The sequence below is a fragment of the Intrasporangium zincisolvens genome (assembly GCF_034724055.1).
GTDB lineage: Bacteria > Actinomycetota > Actinomycetes > Actinomycetales > Dermatophilaceae > Monashia > Monashia zincisolvens.
This window is the reverse complement of sequence record NZ_JAWIIL010000003.1, coordinates 35964-52614: the sequence shown is the minus strand read 5'-3', so window position 1 is coordinate 52614 and position 16651 is coordinate 35964. Positions and strand designations below refer to the sequence as shown.

Genomic DNA, 16651 nt, shown 5'->3' with positions numbered 1-16651 from the left:
GCGAGGAGGCAGTCATGGCACTGGGAGATCGGCGTCGGGAGCGCCGTGAGGAACGTCGCGACGAGCGGCGAGGGGTCGGCAGGACGACGTACCGGATGCGGCAGAAGCTGGTCGCGATCGGTGACGACTCCTGGATCGAGGACGAGCAGGGCAGGCGCGCGTTCAAGGTGAACGGCAAGGCCATGCGGATCCGCGACACGCTCGTCTTCGAGGACGCGGGCGGCAACGAGCTGCTCAAGCTGCAGGAGCGCAAGCTGCGGGTGCGCGACACCATGACCATCGAGGACCCGTCCGGACGGACCGTGGCGACGGTCAAGAAGGCCATGATCAGCCCGCTGCGCGAGCGGTTCAGCGTCGACGTCGCGGACGGCGACGACATGGACGTCCAGGGCAACATCGTCGACCACGAGTACCGCATCTCCCAGGGTGGCGAGGACGTCGCCGAGGTGTCGAAGAAGTGGTTCCGGGTCGCGGACACCTACGGCGTCGAGATCGTGGACGGCAGGGACGTCGTGCTGCTTCTGGCCGTCACGGCGGTCATCGACAGCATGACGCACGACGTCGGCTGACGGCCCGTCGCGGCCTGCGCTGCGTGCCCGACGCAGCGGGCAGACCCTCGTAGGGTGGCTGGATGCCCGAGGTCCTGCCGATGCCCGACGCTCCGCCGCCCACCGACGCGCCCGTCCCGGCGCCGTACGCCGTCCGCATCCCCGGCGGCGCGCACCCGCTGGGGACGCCACCCTTCCTCGACCCGGGCGAGGTCGTCATGTGGCGCTACCGCGACTACGCCTGGGCGCCGGGCCGGCCCGAGACGGTGTCGCCGATGCGCGTCGTGCGCGACGACGCGCGCGGGCTCGTCGCCTGGCTCGCGCCCGGCACGCCGCAGCTGACGAAGCGGTATCCCGACGGGTCGGACCTGCGGGACGTGGCGCTCGCCGAGCGCTACGTGCGTGCTCCGCATCGGGTGCAGGCGCGTTCGCGGTGGCGGGGCGCCGGGATCCTGCGCGTGGCCCAGGCCGGGACGCCCTGGTCGGTGTGGCTGTTCTGGGACGTGCCGGACGGCCTCGACCCGGCTGACCCGGCCGCCCACGACACCTGGGAGTTCGCCGGGTGGTACGTCAACCTCGAGACGGCGCACCACCGCGCGGGGCACGACACGTTCACCGGTGACCACGTGCTCGACCTCTGGATCGAGCCCGACGGGACGGTCCACGTCAAGGACGCCGACGAGCTCGAGGCGGCCGAGCAGGTCGGGCTGCTCTCGGCCGACGAGACGGCCGCGATCCGGCTCAACGCCGAGCACGGGCGCGCGTCGTTCCGCGCCGGCGACTGGCCGTTCGACGACGCGTGGACGCGGTGGCGTCCGGACGCCGCGTGGACGACACCCGACCTGCGCGCCGACGAGCACTGGGAGGTCGACCTGCTCGACGCCTGACGCCGGCGGCGCGTCGGGGGCGGACCACCGACGCCGCACCCTCCCCGCGCCCTCCCCGCGCGCCTACGTCGCCTGGACGCCCACCTGCCACAGCGAGTACCCGTACGACGTCGCGCGCTGGAGGCCGACGACACGCACGAACCGGGCCGTCGTCGGCGCGAACACGACCGCGTCGAGGCCGCCGTCCGCGCCCGTGCGGCTCGCGACGGTGCGCCACGTCGTGCCGTCGGCCGACACGTCGACGCGGTAGGCGCGGGCGTAGGCCGACTCCCAGTCGAGGACGACGCGCCCCACCTGACGTGCCGAGCCGAGGTCGACCTGCCACCACTGGTCGTCGCTCCAACGGCTGGCCCACCGGGTGTCGCCCCGCCCGTCGACGGCCCGCGGCGCGCGGTAGTCGGTGAGCAGGTCCCACTGGTAGCTGCTGGCGGTCGCCGGACGCCCGGCGGCGAGGTCGACCGGCGGCGTCCACGACCGGGTGCCGGCCGCGGTGCGCAGGTACGACTCGGCGCCGCGGGCCAGCTCGTCGACGACCTGCTGCCCGCCGAGGCGCCGCATGTCCTCGACCCAGTCGGGGATGAGGCCGTACATCGGGACGCCGTCGCGGTTGTAGTCCCACGTGCGCTGGCCGGTGACCTGCCGGTCGGCGGTCGCGCCCCCGAGCGTCGTGAAGGGGTAGGTCACCCCCGAGCCGGCGCGCGGTGCGGGAGTCCCGCCGAAGCCGTTCATGTCCATGCCGTAGCCGTAGCCGACGCCGTACTTCGCGCGGAGGGCCTCGTCGGTGTGCATCGTGTCGACGAACTCGCCTGCGTCGTGGCCGTACTGGGCGATGAACCCGCCGAGCCGGTAGATGCGCTCGGTCAGGTGGGTGTCCATCCACGAGTGCGACGACACGACGCCGGGGTAGTTCGCCGCCTCGAGCAGGTCGAGGGTGCGGGTGGCCGCCTTGACGCTCATGTGGTCGACCTCGACGACCATGCCGCGCTTCATCATCCCGGCGAGGGCGTACTCGCCGAGCGCGGAGAGGCCACGGGGGTTGCAGTGCGGGCTCGGCGGGTAGACGGGCGCGACGAGGCCGCCGGGCAGGTACGGCGCGAGCTCCTTCGGGATGACGGCGGTGGCGATGGTGTGGTCGTGCAGCTCGGTGCGGCACGGCTCGGTCTGCCACCACTGTCCCGTGTTCAGGAAGTTGCCGAGGTTGACGACGACGCCCTGGGTGCCCTCGTCGAACCGGACGCCGCAGAGGGCGTTGTCGAACTTGTGGCACAGGAACATCGAGCGGACGCCGAGGTCGTGCAGCTCGGTGAGGCCGGCGTCGATCTGCGCCGTGGTGCAGCCCGGGACACCGAGGGTGAGCTTGCAGCCGAACGGGTTGCTCACCTCGACGCCGAGGACGACGGCGAGCTTGCCCTGGGCCACGTACCGGCGGGCCTCGTCGGCCGAGTAGGCGATGCGGAACCAGCCCTTGCCGGGGCCGCCGTACTGGTCGTCGACGAACGCCTCGAGCTTCTTCGTCTCGGCGATCTGGCGCCGCACGGTGTCCATGTCGTCGCACGAGTAGCGGTTGACCTGCGTGGGCAGGCTGCACAGGACGTTGTTGTTGACGGCGTCGGCGACCATGATCCGCTCGCCGCCGCGCCAGGCCCGCTCGACCCACCGGTAGTACATCTGCTGGTGGGTGAGGCTGCTCCACTTCGGCCAGTCGCGGAAGGTCGGCCAGCCGACGGGGTCGTGCGTCGCCAGCGGGTTGCTGCCCTCCTTGTTCGTGAGGTTCTCGATGAGGGCGGCCTGCCCGTTGGGGTAGTGGTTGTCGCAGTCCTCGAGGGCGTCTCCGATCCCGTTGGGGCTGTAGGTCGCCCCGCACACGATGTCGCCGCCGAAACCGACGTCGGACATGAGGTGGGTGTGCGCGTCGACGTAGCCGCGGACCGTGCCGTCGGGCTGGGTGCCGGAGAGCGGCGGGCCGGTGATGTCGACCTGCGAGTCGGGACTCTGCGGGTTGACCGGCTCGTACCACGCGCCAGAGGCCGCAGCCGGGGCGAGGCCCGCCGCCGTGACGACGGCGACCGCGGCCGCGAGCGCGGCCAGGGGCCGACGGGTGGACCGGTTCCAGCGCTTCGCCATCGAAGCCTCCCCGGGGGGTGAGGGTGCCGTGTGGTCCGGAAGTTACCAGCGGTAAGACGAGGTCGCGCGCTGAGCAACCGTGGCTCAGGACACGGCCGAGAGCACCACCCAGCCGACCGCGACCGACTGCGTCCCCGCCGAGACCATGACCTCCGAGGACCCCGCGGGCAGCCGTGGGAGGTCGACGCTCGACACGGGTCGGTCGCACATGAAGCTGGCCGTCGCGACGGGGTCGCCGGGCTGGGGCTGGGACGGCGCTCCGTCCGCCCCGCCACGGCCGGGGCCTACGACATACACGGCCAGGACGCCGTCGGACCCGTCCGACAGGCAGCGGCCGGTGAGCCGGTAGCGCCCGTCGGCGACGGTCATCCCACCGGGCAGGCTCATACCGGTGAAGCTCCCGCGCTCGCCGGCGCGCACGGTGAGCCGGGTGAGCTCGCCGGCCTTCCTGGCCGGCGGGTCGAGTCGGGGCAGGGCAGTCGCCTCGGCGACGGACGTGAAGTCAGGCCCCTGCGGGGTGGCGGGAGCGCGCAGGCTGGGCCCACTCGTGCACGCCGACGCGCCGACCGCGAGCGCCAGCGCGGTCGCGATCGTCGATGCGGCACGGCCGACGCGCCACCACTGCCTGCTGCCCATCGGGCCCTCCCCGACCTGCCGCCCCCTGTAGACGACCCGAGCACCGTACCGCCGCGCGGCATCGCCGTCCGGCGTATCAGCGCCCCGGTCGCGGCCTCTGACCCGTGGGGCACGCCGAACGCCTGTGCCGCACGAGATCGCTTGACACGACAGGAGCACCACCATGGGCCTTCCTCCGCAGGCCGCCCGCATCGCCGGCAGCTGGACGCACACCCCTGCCGCGCCGCCACGCCCGGCACGCGCGACGCGTGAGCCGCAGTCCCGTTCGACCCGCCGGCACGCGTCGACGCGTCTCACGCACCCCTTCGCCCGCCCGGCCTGACGCATCACCCGACCGACGCGTCACCCGACCGACACGTCGGCGCGACCCTGCGCAGCCCTCAGGCGCGGAAGGCGCGTCGCACCGCGTCGACCGCGTCCACCTCGCCGAACCCGGCGTCGCGCGCGCCCCCGACGAACCGCGCGGCGAGCGCCTCGAGGACCACCTCGCTCGCGTGCGCCCCGGACGCGACCGTCGTGCCCGCGCGCCGGCCGGTGACGACGAGCCCGGCGGCCTCGAGCTCCTTGACCGCGCGGGCCACGGTGTTCGCGGCGACCCCGAGGTCGGTGGCGAGCCCGCGGACGGTGGGCAGCCGGTCGCCGGGCAGCAGCCGGCCGGTCGTGATGAGCCCGGACAGCCCCTCGCGCACCTGCTCGAAGGGAGCGGTCGCGGCGTCGTGGTCGACCCGCAGGAGCCCGCCACCGCCGGAACCGCCGACCGTCACCGTTCGCTCGTCCACGTGGACATCCTGCCGTCTCGCCGGGGCCGTGACCCGCTTCACAACCCGCACACGACCCCCACGCGCTGTAGTACTACATGAGGTCGTAGCATCTACTACGTCATGTAGTTCGCCAGTCCACCGCGTCGGGAGCCTTCATGGATGCCACAGACCTGGCCAGATGGCAGTTCGCCATCACCACCGTCTACCACTTCCTCTTCGTGCCGGTCACCATCGGCATGTCCCTCATCGTCGCCGTCTTCCACACGCTGTGGGTCCGCACCCGCAACGAGCAGTGGCTGCGGCTCGCGAAGTTCTTCGGCAAGCTCTTCCTCATCAACTTCGCGCTCGGGCTCGTCACGGGCATCGTGCAGGAGTTCCAGTTCGGGATGAACTGGAGCGACTACTCGCGCTTCGTCGGCGACATCTTCGGTGCCCCGCTCGCCATCGAGGCCCTCCTCGCCTTCTTCCTCGAGTCCACCTTCCTCGGCCTGTGGATCTTCGGCTGGGGCCGCATCCCCGAGAAGATGCACGCCGCGACGATGTGGCTCGTGCACATCGGCACCGTGCTCTCGGCGTACTTCATCCTCGCTGCCAACTCCTTCATGCAGCACCCGGTCGGCTACCGGTTCAACCCGGTGAGCGGCCGCGCCGAGCTGACCGACTTCTTCGCCGTGCTGACCAACAAGGTGCAGCTCGTGACGTTCCCGCACGTCGTCCTCGCCGCCTACATGACCGGCGCCGGCGTCGTCATGGGCGTCGCCCTGTGGCTCATGCGCCGCGAGGCCCGCCGCGCTGCCGAGCCGGCGAGCAGCACCACGCCCGACGCATCGGGCACCGTTGCGGCCGTGGGCAGCTCGGACGCGCCGATGTACCGTCGGGCGGCCCGGCTGGCCGCCGTGTTCTGCCTCGTGGCCTCGGTCGGCGTGGCGGCCAGCGGCGACGCACAGGGCAAGATCATGACCGAGGTGCAGCCGATGAAGATGGCCGCCGCCGAGGCCCTCTACGACTCGGTCCCGGCCGGCGAGGGTGCGCCCTTCTCGGTGCTGTCGGTCGGCTCGCTCGACGGGTCGCACGCCAACGCCATCATCGAGATCCCGGGCCTGCTCAGCTTCCTGGCCACCGGGTCGTTCGACGGCGCCGTCAAGGGCATCAACGACCTCAAGGCCCAGTACGCCCAGACCTACGGCGCCAGCGGCGACCCCCTCGTCGCCTCGGCCACCGGCTACGCGCCGAACATCCCGACGACGTACTGGACCTTCCGGCTCATGATCGGGCTCGGCATGGCCACGGCCCTCATCGCCCTCGTCGTGCTCTGGATGACCCGCAAGGGCCGCGCGCCGACGCAGCGCTGGCTCGTCTGGCTCGCCGTCGCCGCCCCGTTGCTCCCGGTCTTCGCCAACAGCTTCGGCTGGATCTTCACCGAGGTCGGCCGCCAGCCGTGGCTCGTCTTCGGCCTGATGACCACTGCGCATGGCGTGTCCCCGAGCGTCTCGGTCGGCGAGGTCGTCACCTCGATGGTCGTCTTCACGCTCCTCTACGGGGCCCTCGCCGTCGTCGAGATCAAGCTCTTCCTCCACTACGTCCGCAAGGGGGCCGAGCCCTTCGAGCAGCCCCAGGACCCGAGCGAGCGGGACGAGGACGCACCCCTCGTCTTCGCCTACTGAAAGGCGCGTGACCATGGACCTCGCAACCTTCTGGTTCGTCCTCCTCGGCGTCCTCTGGACCGGCTACCTCGTGCTCGAGGGCTTCGACTTCGGCGTCGGCATGCTCCTGCCCGTCCTCGGCGGCAAGCGGTACGCCACCGACGCGGCCGACGCACAGAAGCGTCGCCGCGTCCTGCTCAACACCATCGGCCCCGTCTGGGACGGCAACGAGGTGTGGGTGCTCACCGCCGGCGGCGCGACCTTCGCGGCCTTCCCGCACTGGTACGCAACGCTGTTCAGCGGCTTCTACCTGCCGCTGCTCGTCATCCTCGTCGCGCTCATCGTGCGCAACCTCGGCTTCGAGTACCGCCACAAGCGCGACGACGCCCGCTGGAAGGCCCGTTGGGACCAGGCGATCTTCTGGGGCTCCCTCGTGCCCGCCCTCCTCTGGGGTGTCGCCCTGACGAACATCGTGCGCGGCGTGCCGATCGACGCCGACATGGAGTTCACCGGCAACGTCCTCACCCTGCTCAACCCGATGAGCCTGCTCGGCGGCCTCGTGTTCGTCGCCCTGTTCGTCACGCACGGCGCGATCTTCGTGGCGCTCAAGACCGACGGGCAGATCCGCCACGAGGCCCGCGTCATCGCCGAGCGCGTCGGCGCGGTGGCCGCGGTCCTCGCCGTCGTGCTGCTGCTGTGGCTCGGGCTCACCGACGGCAAGCTCGCCTCGTGGGTCACGACCGTCGTGGCTGCGGTGGCCCTGCTCGGGGCGCTGGCGGCCAACCGCGCCGGCCGTGAGGGCTGGGCCTTCATCGGCACGGCGACGACGATCGCGATGTCGGTCGCGACGTACTTCCTCGTGCTCTTCCCGAACGTCATGCCCTCGACGACGAACCCGGCATACAACCTGACGATCGACAACGCGTCGAGCACCGAGTACACGCTCAAGGTCATGACGATCGTCGCGCTCGTCTTCACCCCGATCGTCCTGCTCTACCAGGGCTGGACCTACTGGGTGTTCCGGAAGCGCCTGACCGTCAAGCACATTCCCGACGAGGCCCAGCTCGTCAGCACCGGAAGCTGAAGGGATCGACGACGTGAAGCCCTTCGACCCGCGGCTGCTACGGGCGGTCCCCGCCGCCCGGAGGCCGGTGCTCGCCCTCGGCGCCATGGGCGTCGCGAGCGGCGCTGCGACGATCGCCACGGCCTTCGCCCTGTCGGCCGTCGTCGTGGCCGTCGTCGACGGCTCCTCGCTCGTCGGCCCGATCACCTGGCTCGGTGCGCTCTTCGCCGTGCGCGCCGGGCTGGCCGCGGGCAACGAGTGGGTGTCCGCCTGGGCCGGGGTCGCCGTGTCGTCGGCGCTGCGCTCGGCCCTGCTGCGCCACTGGGGGCGGGTCGACGCCGACGCGGCGCCGGAGCCGGGGCGAGCGGTGGCGCTCGCGACGGCGGGCACGAGCGCCGTGGAGCCGTACGCGTCCCGGTTCCTCCCGACGCTGGTCACGGCCTCGTTCGTGCCCGCCGTCGCGCTCGTGACCCTCGCGCTCGTCGACTGGCCGAGCGCTCTCGTCGTCGTGCTGACGCTGCCGCTCCTCCCCCTCTTCGCGGCGCTCATCGGCCACGCCACCGCCGACTCGACGCAGCGCCGGTGGGCGGCGCTCGACTCGCTCGCCGGACACTTCCTCGACGTCGTCCGCGGCCTGCCGACGCTCGTCTCCTACGGCCGCGCACGGCGTCAGGTCGAGACGGTCCGCGAGGTCAGCGACCGGCACCGTCGCGCGACGATGGAGACGCTCCGGATCGCGTTCCTCTCGTCGGCAGCGCTCGAGCTGCTCGCGACGCTCTCGGTGGCCATCGTGGCCGTCACGGTCGGCCTGCGCCTGTCGCACGGCTCGATGGCCCTCGGTCCGGCGCTCGTCGCGATCCTCCTCGCCCCGGAGGCGTACTGGCCGGTCCGACGCGTCGGGGCCGAGTACCACTCCGCCGCCGACGGCGCGGTCGCGCTCGACGCCATCCTCGGCGAGCTCTCCACTCCCACAGGCGACCTCGCGATCGCGGCCGACGCCGACCGACGCGTCGACGAGATCCGCACGTCCGGGCTGGCCTACGCCTACGAGGTCGACCACGCGCCGGTCCTCGACGGGCTCGACCTCGTCGCCGGCCCCGGGCTCACCGTCGTCACCGGCGCCTCCGGCGTCGGCAAGTCGACGCTGCTCGACCTCCTCGCCGGGCTGCGCACCCCGACGCGCGGAGTGGTGTCGGCTCCCGCGTCGCACTACGTGACCCAGCGGCCGTTCCTGCCCGGCGGCTCGGTCCGCGACGCCCTGACGATCGGTCACCCGGCCACCGACGACCGCCTGTGGGAGGCCCTGCGTGCCGTCGGCGTCGACGGCGCGGTGGCCGCCCTCCCCGGCGGGCTGTCGGCGGGCCTCGGCGACGACGGTTTCGGCCTGTCGGCCGGCCAGCGCCAGCGGCTCGCCCTGGCCCGGGCGTGGCTCGCCCCCGAGACCGTCCTGCTCCTCGACGAGCCCACCGCCCACGTCGACGCCGAGGGCGCCGAGTCGCTCGCCGACGTCGTCGCCGAGCTGGCCGAGCGACGCGTCGTCGTCGCGGTCACCCACCGTGACGAGCTCGTGCGGCGGGCCGACCAGCACGTCGTGCTGACGCGTCCGGCCGGCTCGGCGCGCGCGGGCGACCAGGCCGGCGTGTCCACTCCCGCCCCGCCCACCACCGATCTCGCGAGGGAGGCTCGGCGATGACCAGGACCACCACCTCCCCGCAGCCCGCGACGGGCGCTCACCCCGTGACCCCGACCCGGCGACGCGGCGTCGCGTGGCCGTCGGCCGGCACCGTCCGCGGCGGCCTGCTCGGCGGGCTCGCCACGGCGTCCGGCATGGCCCTAACGGCGACCTCCGGCTGGCTCATCGTGCGGGCCGCCGAGCGGCCCGTCATCCTCACCCTGCTCACGGCGATCGTCCTCGTGCGCACCTTCGGCATCGCCCGACCGGTCTTCCGGTACGCCGAGCGGCTCGTCAGCCACGACGCCGCGTTGCGGCTGCTCGCCGAGCGACGCACCGACGCCTACGCCGCCCTCGTGCCGCTGACACCGGCGCGCCTCGGCCGACGCCGCCGGGCAGACGTGCTCACCGGCGTCGTCGACGACCTCACCGACGCCGTCGACGCCCAGGTGCGCGTCACTGTGCCCGTCATCTCGACAGCCCTCGCAGGCGGGATCGTCATCGCCGTCGTCGCGGCCATCGCACTGCCCGTCGGGCTCGTGCTGCTCGCGCTCGCGCTCGTCGTGGCCGTCATCTGCGCGGTCGCCCTCGCGCTCGAGTCCCGTTGCCTGCCAGACCTGCTCGCGGCCCGCGCCGAGGTGTCGCGGGTCAGCGAGCTCGTCGCCACGCAGGCGCGGGAGCTGCGAGCGGTCGGTGGCTGGCCCACCGCGCTCGGCTGGCTCGACGACGCGCACCGCAGCCTCGAGCACACGACGCGTCGGATCAGCGCCGGGCGGTCCACGGCGGCGGCGCTCTTCCTCGTCGCCGTCGGGACGGCCGTCGCGGTGACGGCCGCCATCGCCAAGGGTCTCGACGTCGCCACGCCCGTCAAGGCCCTCCTCGTGCTGACGCCGGTCGCGGTGTCGGAGGCGATCACCCCCCTCGTCGACGCGATGCGCGCCCTGGCCCGGGCCCGTGGCAGCGAGGACCGCATCGACGCGCTCCTCCACCACGACCCCGCCGTCGTCGACCGGGCACCGGTGGACGACACCGAAGCCGGGGAGGTCGACGCCGAGCCGCGGCACGGCGCCGCCGTCATGACCACAGGTCTCACCGCGTCGTGGACAGGGGCCCGCACCGACCTCGCCCCGGTCGACCTCGACCTGCGCCCCGGCAGCCGAACCGTCGTCACCGGCCCGAACGGTACCGGCAAGTCGACGCTGCTCGCCGTCCTCGCCCGCCACCTCGACCCCAGCGGCGGTCGCTACCTGCTCGACGGCCGCGATGCCCTCACCCGGCCACTCGAGGACACCCGCTCGCGCATCGCCGTCGTCGACGACGAGCCGCACGTCTTCGCCACGACGCTCCGCGGCAACCTCACCCTCGCCCGCCCCGACGCGTCCGACGCCGACCTCGAGGCCGCCCTGCGCGCCGCCGGGCTCGGCGACCTCCTCGCCGACCTGCCCGACGGGCTCGACACTCCGCTCGGCGCGTCCGGCCGTGGCCTGTCCGGGGGCGAGCGGGCCCGTCTCGGCATCGCCCGGGCGCACGTGAGCCGGCGGCCGCTCGTCCTGCTCGACGAGCCCGTCGCCCACCTCGACCCGCCGACCGCCCGCGCCGTCCTGGCCGACCTCACGCACGCGTCCGACGGCGCCCAGACGCTCGTCATGGTGACCCACCGTGACGAGGGGACCGACCTGTTCGACCGGGTCGTCACCCTGCACCACCCGGCATCGGGCACGATGCCACCCAGCACCACGACCGGCGACGACGGCCGCGGGCACGGATCCGGCGCGCGACGCCGGTAGATTGGACGCACCATGCCGAACACTCCCCGCAACCGCCTCGGCGAGCTCGAGCGCGCCGTGATGGAGCACCTGTGGAGCACCGCGGAGGCGCATCCGGACGGCCTGACGGTCCGCGAGGTGCACGACGAGATCGGCGTCCGGCGCGGCCTCGCCTACACGACGCTCATGACCGTCCTCGACCGGATGGCCAAGAAGGACCTCGTCAGCCGCGAGCGCGACGGCCGGGCCTGGCGGTACACCCCCGCCTCGACGCGTGAGGAGCTGACCTCCGAGTCGCTGCACCACACGCTCGGCGAGCTCGCCGGCGGGACACGCCGCAGCGCGCTGCTGCACTTCCTCGACGAGTCGACGCCCGAGGAGCTCGACGAGCTCAAGGCCGCCCTCGCCGAGCTCGAGGCCCGGCGTAGTCCCGGGCCGCGCCCCCGAAGCGCCTGACCGATGGTCGTCGTCGGCGCGCTCGTCGTGCTCGCGGCGCTGCTCGCGTGGCCGGTGCCGCGCCTGCTGGCCCGGGTCACGGTGCTGCGCCGGGCTCCCCGTGCCGCGCTGGTGCTCTGGCAGGCCACGGCCGTCGCGGCCGTCCTCGCCGCGCTGCTCGCCGCCCCGGCGGCGCTGCCCGCGCTGCTCGGTGACCGGGCCCGGCTCGCCGACACGTGGCCCGTCGTCGCGGTCGCCGGGGCCACGAGCGCCGTCGTCGCCGGGCGCCTCCTGCTGGCCGGTGACCGCGTCGGGCGCCAGCTGCGCGCGGCCCGGCGCCGCCACCGCGACCTCGTCGACCTGCTCGGCGCCCCCGGCGAGGGCCGCGACCGCGACATGCGCGTGCTCGAGCACGCGACACCGACCGCGTACTGCGTGCCCGGCGTCCGGCGTCGGGTCGTGCTGACCCAGGGCACCCTCGCGCGTCTGGCCCCCGACGAGCTCGACGCCGTCCTCGCCCACGAGCGCGCCCACCTCGCCGCCCGCCACGACCTCGTCATGGAGTTCTTCACCGTGGTCCACGAGGCGGTGCCGCGGTTCCTGCGCTCGGACGCCGCCCTCCACGAGGTGCACCTGCTCATCGAGGTGCTCGCCGACCGGGCCGCCGTGCGTCGCACCGACCCCGTCACCACCGGGCGCGCCATCGTCGCCATGGCCGATGGGCCGAAACCTCTGGGCGCCATGGCGATCCGCGAGAGCACCCACGTGGCCAAGGCGCGTATCGAGCTGCTCGACGCCGACCGCATCGTCGGGCTGCCGGCCGGGGTCGTCGGCGTCGGCATGTACGCGGCCGGGGTGCTGCTCGTCGCCGCACCGCTGGCCCTCTACGGGCTCGCCATCGCCGGGTTCGCGCTCGTCTGACCCGGGCCCCATCCGGTGCCCGCCCGGTGCCGACCGGGCGTCCGACCCGCCACGAGCGCGGTGGGTAGGGTGACGGCATGCGCGTACTCGTCAGCGGCGGCGCCGGCTACATCGGCTCGCACACCGTGGTCCAGCTCATCGCCGCAGGGCACGAGGTCGTCATCGTCGACAACTTCGCCAACAGCAAGCCCGCGGTCGTCAACCGGCTCGAGGCCCTGACCGACACCCACCTGCCGGTCCACGCCTTCGACCTCACCGACGTCGACAAGACCGAGCACCTCTTCGCCCACGAGCACATCGACGCCGTCATCCACTTCGCCGGGCTCAAGGCCGTCGGCGAGAGCGTCGAGATGCCGCTGGAGTACTACGAGAACAACCTCGGCTCGACGTTCTCGCTCGTGCGGGCCATGCGCCGCCACGGCGTCGACAAGCTCGTCTTCTCCTCCTCGGCGACCGTCTACGGGCTCGACCAGGAGGCCGCCACGGAGGACCGCACCACCTCGGCCACCAACCCGTACGGCTGGACCAAGGTCATGCAGGAGCAGATCCTGCGCGACATCGCCGCGGCCCACCCGAGCATGCGGTTCGGACTGCTGCGCTACTTCAACCCGGTCGGCGCCCACGCCAGCGGCACCATGGGCGAGGACCCGCAGGGCATCCCGAACAACCTCGTGCCCTACATCGCCCAGGTCGCGGTCGGCCGCCGCGAGTACCTGCAGGTCTACGGCGACGACTACCCGACTCCCGACGGCACCGGCCAGCGCGACTACATCCACGTCGAGGACCTCGCCGCCGGCCACCTGGCCGCCCTGACGAAGCTCGGCACGATGGACGAGCCGGTCGGCGTCTGGAACCTCGGCACCGGGCAGGGCACCTCGGTGCTGGACATGCTCCACGCGTTCGAGCGTGCCGTCGGCCGCGAGCTGCCGTACCGCGTCGTGGCCCGCCGCGCCGGCGACGTCGCGGTGTCCTTCGCCGACCCGAGCAAGGCGCACGCCGAGCTCGGCTGGCGCGCGACGCGCACCGTCGACGACATGTGCGTCGACACGTGGCGCTGGCAGCAGGCCAACCCCACGGGCTACCCCGACGCCGACGGCTGACCCACCGCCGTACGTCGCCGGCCCCTCTCCGCTCTCTCCCCTGACCTCCCCGGCCCCTCCCTCTCCGGTCGAGTGAGCACTCCGTCCCACCCGTCACACGGCGTCGACGCGCTCCCGGCGCTCTCCCGGCGCGCCCTCTCTCGTCGAGTGAGCACTCCGTCCCACGCGTCACACGGTGTCTCGTCCGCCACGTCGCCCGGAACCGTGACGCCGCGGGCCAGTCCGCGCCTAACGTGAAGGCGTGGGTGGGCGTCACCGACGCGGTGATCGCGCCGCCGTTCACGTGGACCGGCTGAGCGCGAACGACCTGACGACGCTCGCCACCGACCGCGGCCCGGCCCCGATGCACATCGCCGCGGTGCTCGTCGTGGACCCGCCGGCCCACGGCCCCTGCCCCGAGGCCGCCGATGTCGCCCGGCTGCTCGGGCGGCGGGTCGTCGAGGTGCCCCGTCTGCGACAACGGCTGCACCGGGCCCCGGTCGGACTCGGACGCCCGTACTGGGTCGACGACACCGGCTTCGACGTCGGCCGGCACCTGCACGTGCACGCGGCGGAGGGTCTCGAGGGCCTGCTCGGGCTGGCGGCCGAGGTCGTCTGCCGACCGCTGCCCCGCGACCGCCCGCTGTGGGCGGCGCACTGGGTGACCGGGGTCGGCTCCGGACGATGCGCGCTCGTCGTCGTGGTCCACCACGTCGTCGCCGACGGCATCGGCGGGCTCGCGGTGCTCCGGTCGCTCGCCGACCCACCCACGCCGGATCCCTTACCGCCAGATGCCGCCCCGAGCACGCGGGATGCCGTCCCACCGGACGCCGGCGTGAGCTCGCGGGTCATCCGGCCGACGCCTCGGGCTCCGACGCGTCGCGACCTCGCACGCGACGCCTGGGCGCAGCGGGCGGCGTCGGTCCGCGCGCTGCCGCGTCAGGTCGTCCTCGCCGTGTCGGGCCTGCGTGCCCTGGGCGTCGGGCATCCGCGACTCGTCGCGCGCACCTCGCTCAACCGCCCGACCGGCCCGACGCGTCGCATCGGCGTCGTGGACCGCTCGCTCGAGGAGGTTGCTGCGGCCGCGCACCACCTCGGGTGCACGGTCAACGACCTCGTCGTGACCGCGGTGGGCGGCGCCCTGGTGGACGTGCTCGACCGGCGCGGCGAACGCGTCGGCGAGCTGGTCGTGTCGGTGCCCTACTCCGCGCGCCGGGCGACGACGGCGCGCGACCTCGGGAACACGAGCGGCGTCGTGCCGTTCCGGGTGCCGGGGTCCGGTGCCGACGCGCGTGACCGCCTCCGACGCGTGCACGCCCAGTCGGCCGCCCAGCTCGACCGGCCCCGGGCCGCCTCGGCCGCTCCCCTCGGCCTGGCCTTCCGCTGGCTCGCGCAGCTCGGCATCTTCGCGTGGTTCATCGACCGCCAGCGCCTCGTCACGACGTTCGTGACCAACGTGCACGGGCCGACGGAGCGGCTCCGCCTCGGCGGCTGCGAGGTGTCACAGGTCGTGCCGGTGGCCGTGACCCCCGGCAACACGACGGTGACCTTCGACGTGCTGTCGTACGCGGGCCGGCTCTGCGTCACGGTCGTCGCCGACCCGGCCGCGGTGCCCGACCGCGAGCACCTGACCACCCGCGTCGGGGCCCGGCTCGACGAGCTGACCGGGTGACCCGCACGCCGCCCGCTCACGACGACCGGACCCCCGCGCACGGCCCCGCGCCCCCGCCGTCGAGTGAGCAGTTGGCCCCACCCGCCCCAGGCGACGCGCGCCGTCAGGGCCTGGGGTCGAGGGCGTCGTACTCGCGGAACGAGCGGACCCGGGCCACCGAGAGCACGACGAGAACGACGACGAGGACGCCGCCGACGACCGGCGGCACCCACGTGGCCGTCAGGGTCGCGAGCGTGCCGGCGAACATCTGGCCGAGCCGCGGGCCACCGGTGACGACGACGGTGAAGACGCCCTGGGTGCGGCCGCGGAGCTGGTCGGGAACCGCCGACTGGAGGATCGACTGCCGGAAGATCGCACTGACGTTGTCGGCTCCGCCGGACACGGCGAGGCACAGCATCGCCAGGCCGAGGGCGAGGCGGTTGACGTCGGCGAAGTCGCGCGAGGCGACGGCGTGGCCCCCGAGCGTCGTGACGGCGAGCACCAGTCCCAGCCCGAGCACGCCGAGCCCGTAGACGACGATGGCGTTGCGGATGGCCAGTCCCTGCCAGCGCAGACCGGTGACCCGCCCGGATCCGAGACTCGACACGATGCCGCCGACGGCGAACGACGCGAGCAGCAGGCCCGCGGTGACCGCGCCGCCCCCGATGACGACGGCTCCGACGGCCGGGAAGAGCACCATCGGCTGGCCGAACGTCATGGCGATGATGTCGACGAGGAAGCTCATGCGCACGTTGGGCGCACGGCGCAGGTGGGTGAGCCCCTCGACGACGGAACGCAGCCCGCCGGCGACGGGCCGGTCGCCCTCGGGCCGGATCCGCGGGAGCGTCCACAGGCCGAAGAACCCGGCGAGGAAGAGGAGGACGTCGACGGTGTAGGTCCACGCGTACCCGGCCCGCGCGACGAGGACGCCCGCGATGCCGGGCCCGACCGTGACCATGACCCCGGCCGAGATGCCCATGAGGGCGGCGGCCTTGGGCAGCAGCTCCTTCGGCAGCAGCCGCGGCACGATGGCCTGGCGGGTGGCCGAGGCGATGGTCGCGGCGACGGCGTTGACCGTGGTGATGACGTAGAAGACCCAGACGTGCTCGAGGTGCAGCCAGGCGACGGTGGCGAGGGTCACCGTCGAGAGCCAGGCCACCGTCGAGGCCGTGATCGCCACGGTGCGCCGGTCGAACCGGTCGGCGATCGCACCCCCGTAGAGGCCCGCGGCGATCATCGGCACGAGGGAGAACCACGCGACGAGCGAGACCATGAAGGTCGAGCGCGTCAGGTCGTAGATGTGCAGGCCGACAGCGGTGTTCGTCACGAACGTGCCGATGCCGGCGAGCGCGTTGCCGGCCCAGAGCCGCGCGAAGGCCGGGCTGACGCGCAATGGCGTCAGGTCGACGAAGTGCGAGCGACGCTGCGGGGCAGATGCCCCCGTCTCCGGTGCGCGCGTCCCCTG

Annotated in this window: 15 protein-coding genes; 11 read left to right on the top strand and 4 right to left on the bottom strand. The window is 73.6% G+C overall.

Going from position 1 to position 16651, the window contains the following annotated elements; genetic code table 11:
* Positions 1 to 14 precede the first annotated feature (14 nt).
* Positions 15 to 569 carry an LURP-one-related/scramblase family protein gene (locus tag RY076_RS08780; RefSeq protein WP_323097274.1) on the top strand — a complete coding sequence of 185 codons (555 nt, stop codon included), beginning with the start codon at positions 15 to 17 and terminating at the stop codon, positions 567 to 569.
* Positions 570 to 631: 62 nt separating this feature from the next.
* Positions 632 to 1435: a ribonuclease FAU-1 family protein gene (locus RY076_RS08775; RefSeq protein ID WP_323097272.1), complete on the top strand. Its 804-nt coding sequence runs from the start codon at positions 632 to 634 to the stop codon at positions 1433 to 1435.
* 63 nt (positions 1436 to 1498) lie between these two features.
* Here RY076_RS08775 and RY076_RS08770 read toward each other — a convergent pair whose 3' ends face one another.
* Positions 1499 to 3559, bottom strand: coding sequence for a discoidin domain-containing protein (locus RY076_RS08770; protein ID WP_323097270.1), 2061 nt, complete (start codon positions 3557 to 3559; stop codon positions 1499 to 1501).
* Positions 3560 to 3643: 84 nt separating this feature from the next.
* On the bottom strand, positions 3644 to 4195 hold the full coding sequence (locus tag RY076_RS08765; RefSeq protein WP_323097269.1) for a hypothetical protein: 552 nt from the start codon (positions 4193 to 4195) through the stop codon (positions 3644 to 3646).
* 163 nt (positions 4196 to 4358) lie between these two features.
* On the opposite strand from RY076_RS08765, the gene RY076_RS08760 reads away from it, so the two are divergent.
* Positions 4359 to 4517, top strand: a complete 159-nt coding sequence (locus tag RY076_RS08760) for a hypothetical protein (protein WP_323097268.1) — start codon at positions 4359 to 4361, stop codon at positions 4515 to 4517.
* Between the two features lie 58 nt (positions 4518 to 4575).
* Here RY076_RS08760 and RY076_RS08755 read toward each other — a convergent pair whose 3' ends face one another.
* Positions 4576 to 4974, bottom strand: coding sequence for a GntR family transcriptional regulator (locus tag RY076_RS08755; protein WP_323097266.1), 399 nt, complete (start codon positions 4972 to 4974; stop codon positions 4576 to 4578).
* A gap of 137 nt (positions 4975 to 5111) precedes the next feature.
* Here RY076_RS08755 and RY076_RS08750 point away from each other — a divergent pair, with 137 nt between their 5' ends.
* The 8 genes from RY076_RS08750 (at position 5112) to RY076_RS08715 (ending at position 15207) form a co-directional block, all read left to right on the top strand.
* Positions 5112 to 6620, top strand: coding sequence for a cytochrome ubiquinol oxidase subunit I (locus RY076_RS08750; RefSeq protein WP_323097264.1), 1509 nt, complete (start codon positions 5112 to 5114; stop codon positions 6618 to 6620).
* Positions 6621 to 6633: 13 nt separating this feature from the next.
* Positions 6634 to 7683 (top strand): cytochrome d ubiquinol oxidase subunit II, encoded by a 1050-nt coding sequence (gene cydB, locus RY076_RS08745; protein ID WP_323097263.1) that lies wholly within the window; start codon positions 6634 to 6636, stop codon positions 7681 to 7683.
* A 13-nt stretch (positions 7684 to 7696) separates the two neighbouring features.
* Positions 7697 to 9355: a thiol reductant ABC exporter subunit CydD gene (gene cydD, locus RY076_RS08740; protein WP_323097262.1), complete on the top strand. Its 1659-nt coding sequence runs from the start codon at positions 7697 to 7699 to the stop codon at positions 9353 to 9355.
* Positions 9352 to 11121: a thiol reductant ABC exporter subunit CydC gene (gene cydC / locus RY076_RS08735; RefSeq protein WP_323097261.1), complete on the top strand. Its 1770-nt coding sequence runs from the start codon at positions 9352 to 9354 to the stop codon at positions 11119 to 11121. Before cydD ends, cydC begins: the two co-directional genes overlap by 4 nt.
* A 12-nt stretch (positions 11122 to 11133) precedes the next feature.
* Complete coding sequence (locus tag RY076_RS08730; protein WP_323097260.1) at positions 11134 to 11556, top strand: BlaI/MecI/CopY family transcriptional regulator; 423 nt, start codon at positions 11134 to 11136, stop codon at positions 11554 to 11556.
* Between the two features lie 3 nt (positions 11557 to 11559).
* The gene (locus RY076_RS08725) at positions 11560 to 12456 is read left to right on the top strand and encodes a M56 family metallopeptidase (protein WP_323097259.1); all 897 of its coding nucleotides are present in this window, start codon (positions 11560 to 11562) and stop codon (positions 12454 to 12456) included.
* Positions 12457 to 12533: 77 nt separating this feature from the next.
* Positions 12534 to 13556 carry a UDP-glucose 4-epimerase GalE gene (galE, locus tag RY076_RS08720; protein ID WP_323097258.1) on the top strand — a complete coding sequence of 341 codons (1023 nt, stop codon included), beginning with the start codon at positions 12534 to 12536 and terminating at the stop codon, positions 13554 to 13556.
* 283 nt (positions 13557 to 13839) lie between these two features.
* Positions 13840 to 15207, top strand: coding sequence for a wax ester/triacylglycerol synthase domain-containing protein (locus RY076_RS08715; protein ID WP_323097256.1), 1368 nt, complete (start codon positions 13840 to 13842; stop codon positions 15205 to 15207).
* 103 nt (positions 15208 to 15310) lie between these two features.
* Here the strand turns inward: RY076_RS08715 and RY076_RS08710 are convergent, their stop codons facing one another.
* Positions 15311 to 16588 carry an MFS transporter gene (locus tag RY076_RS08710; protein WP_323098237.1) on the bottom strand — a complete coding sequence of 426 codons (1278 nt, stop codon included), beginning with the start codon at positions 16586 to 16588 and terminating at the stop codon, positions 15311 to 15313.
* Positions 16589 to 16651: the final 63 nt, after the last annotated feature.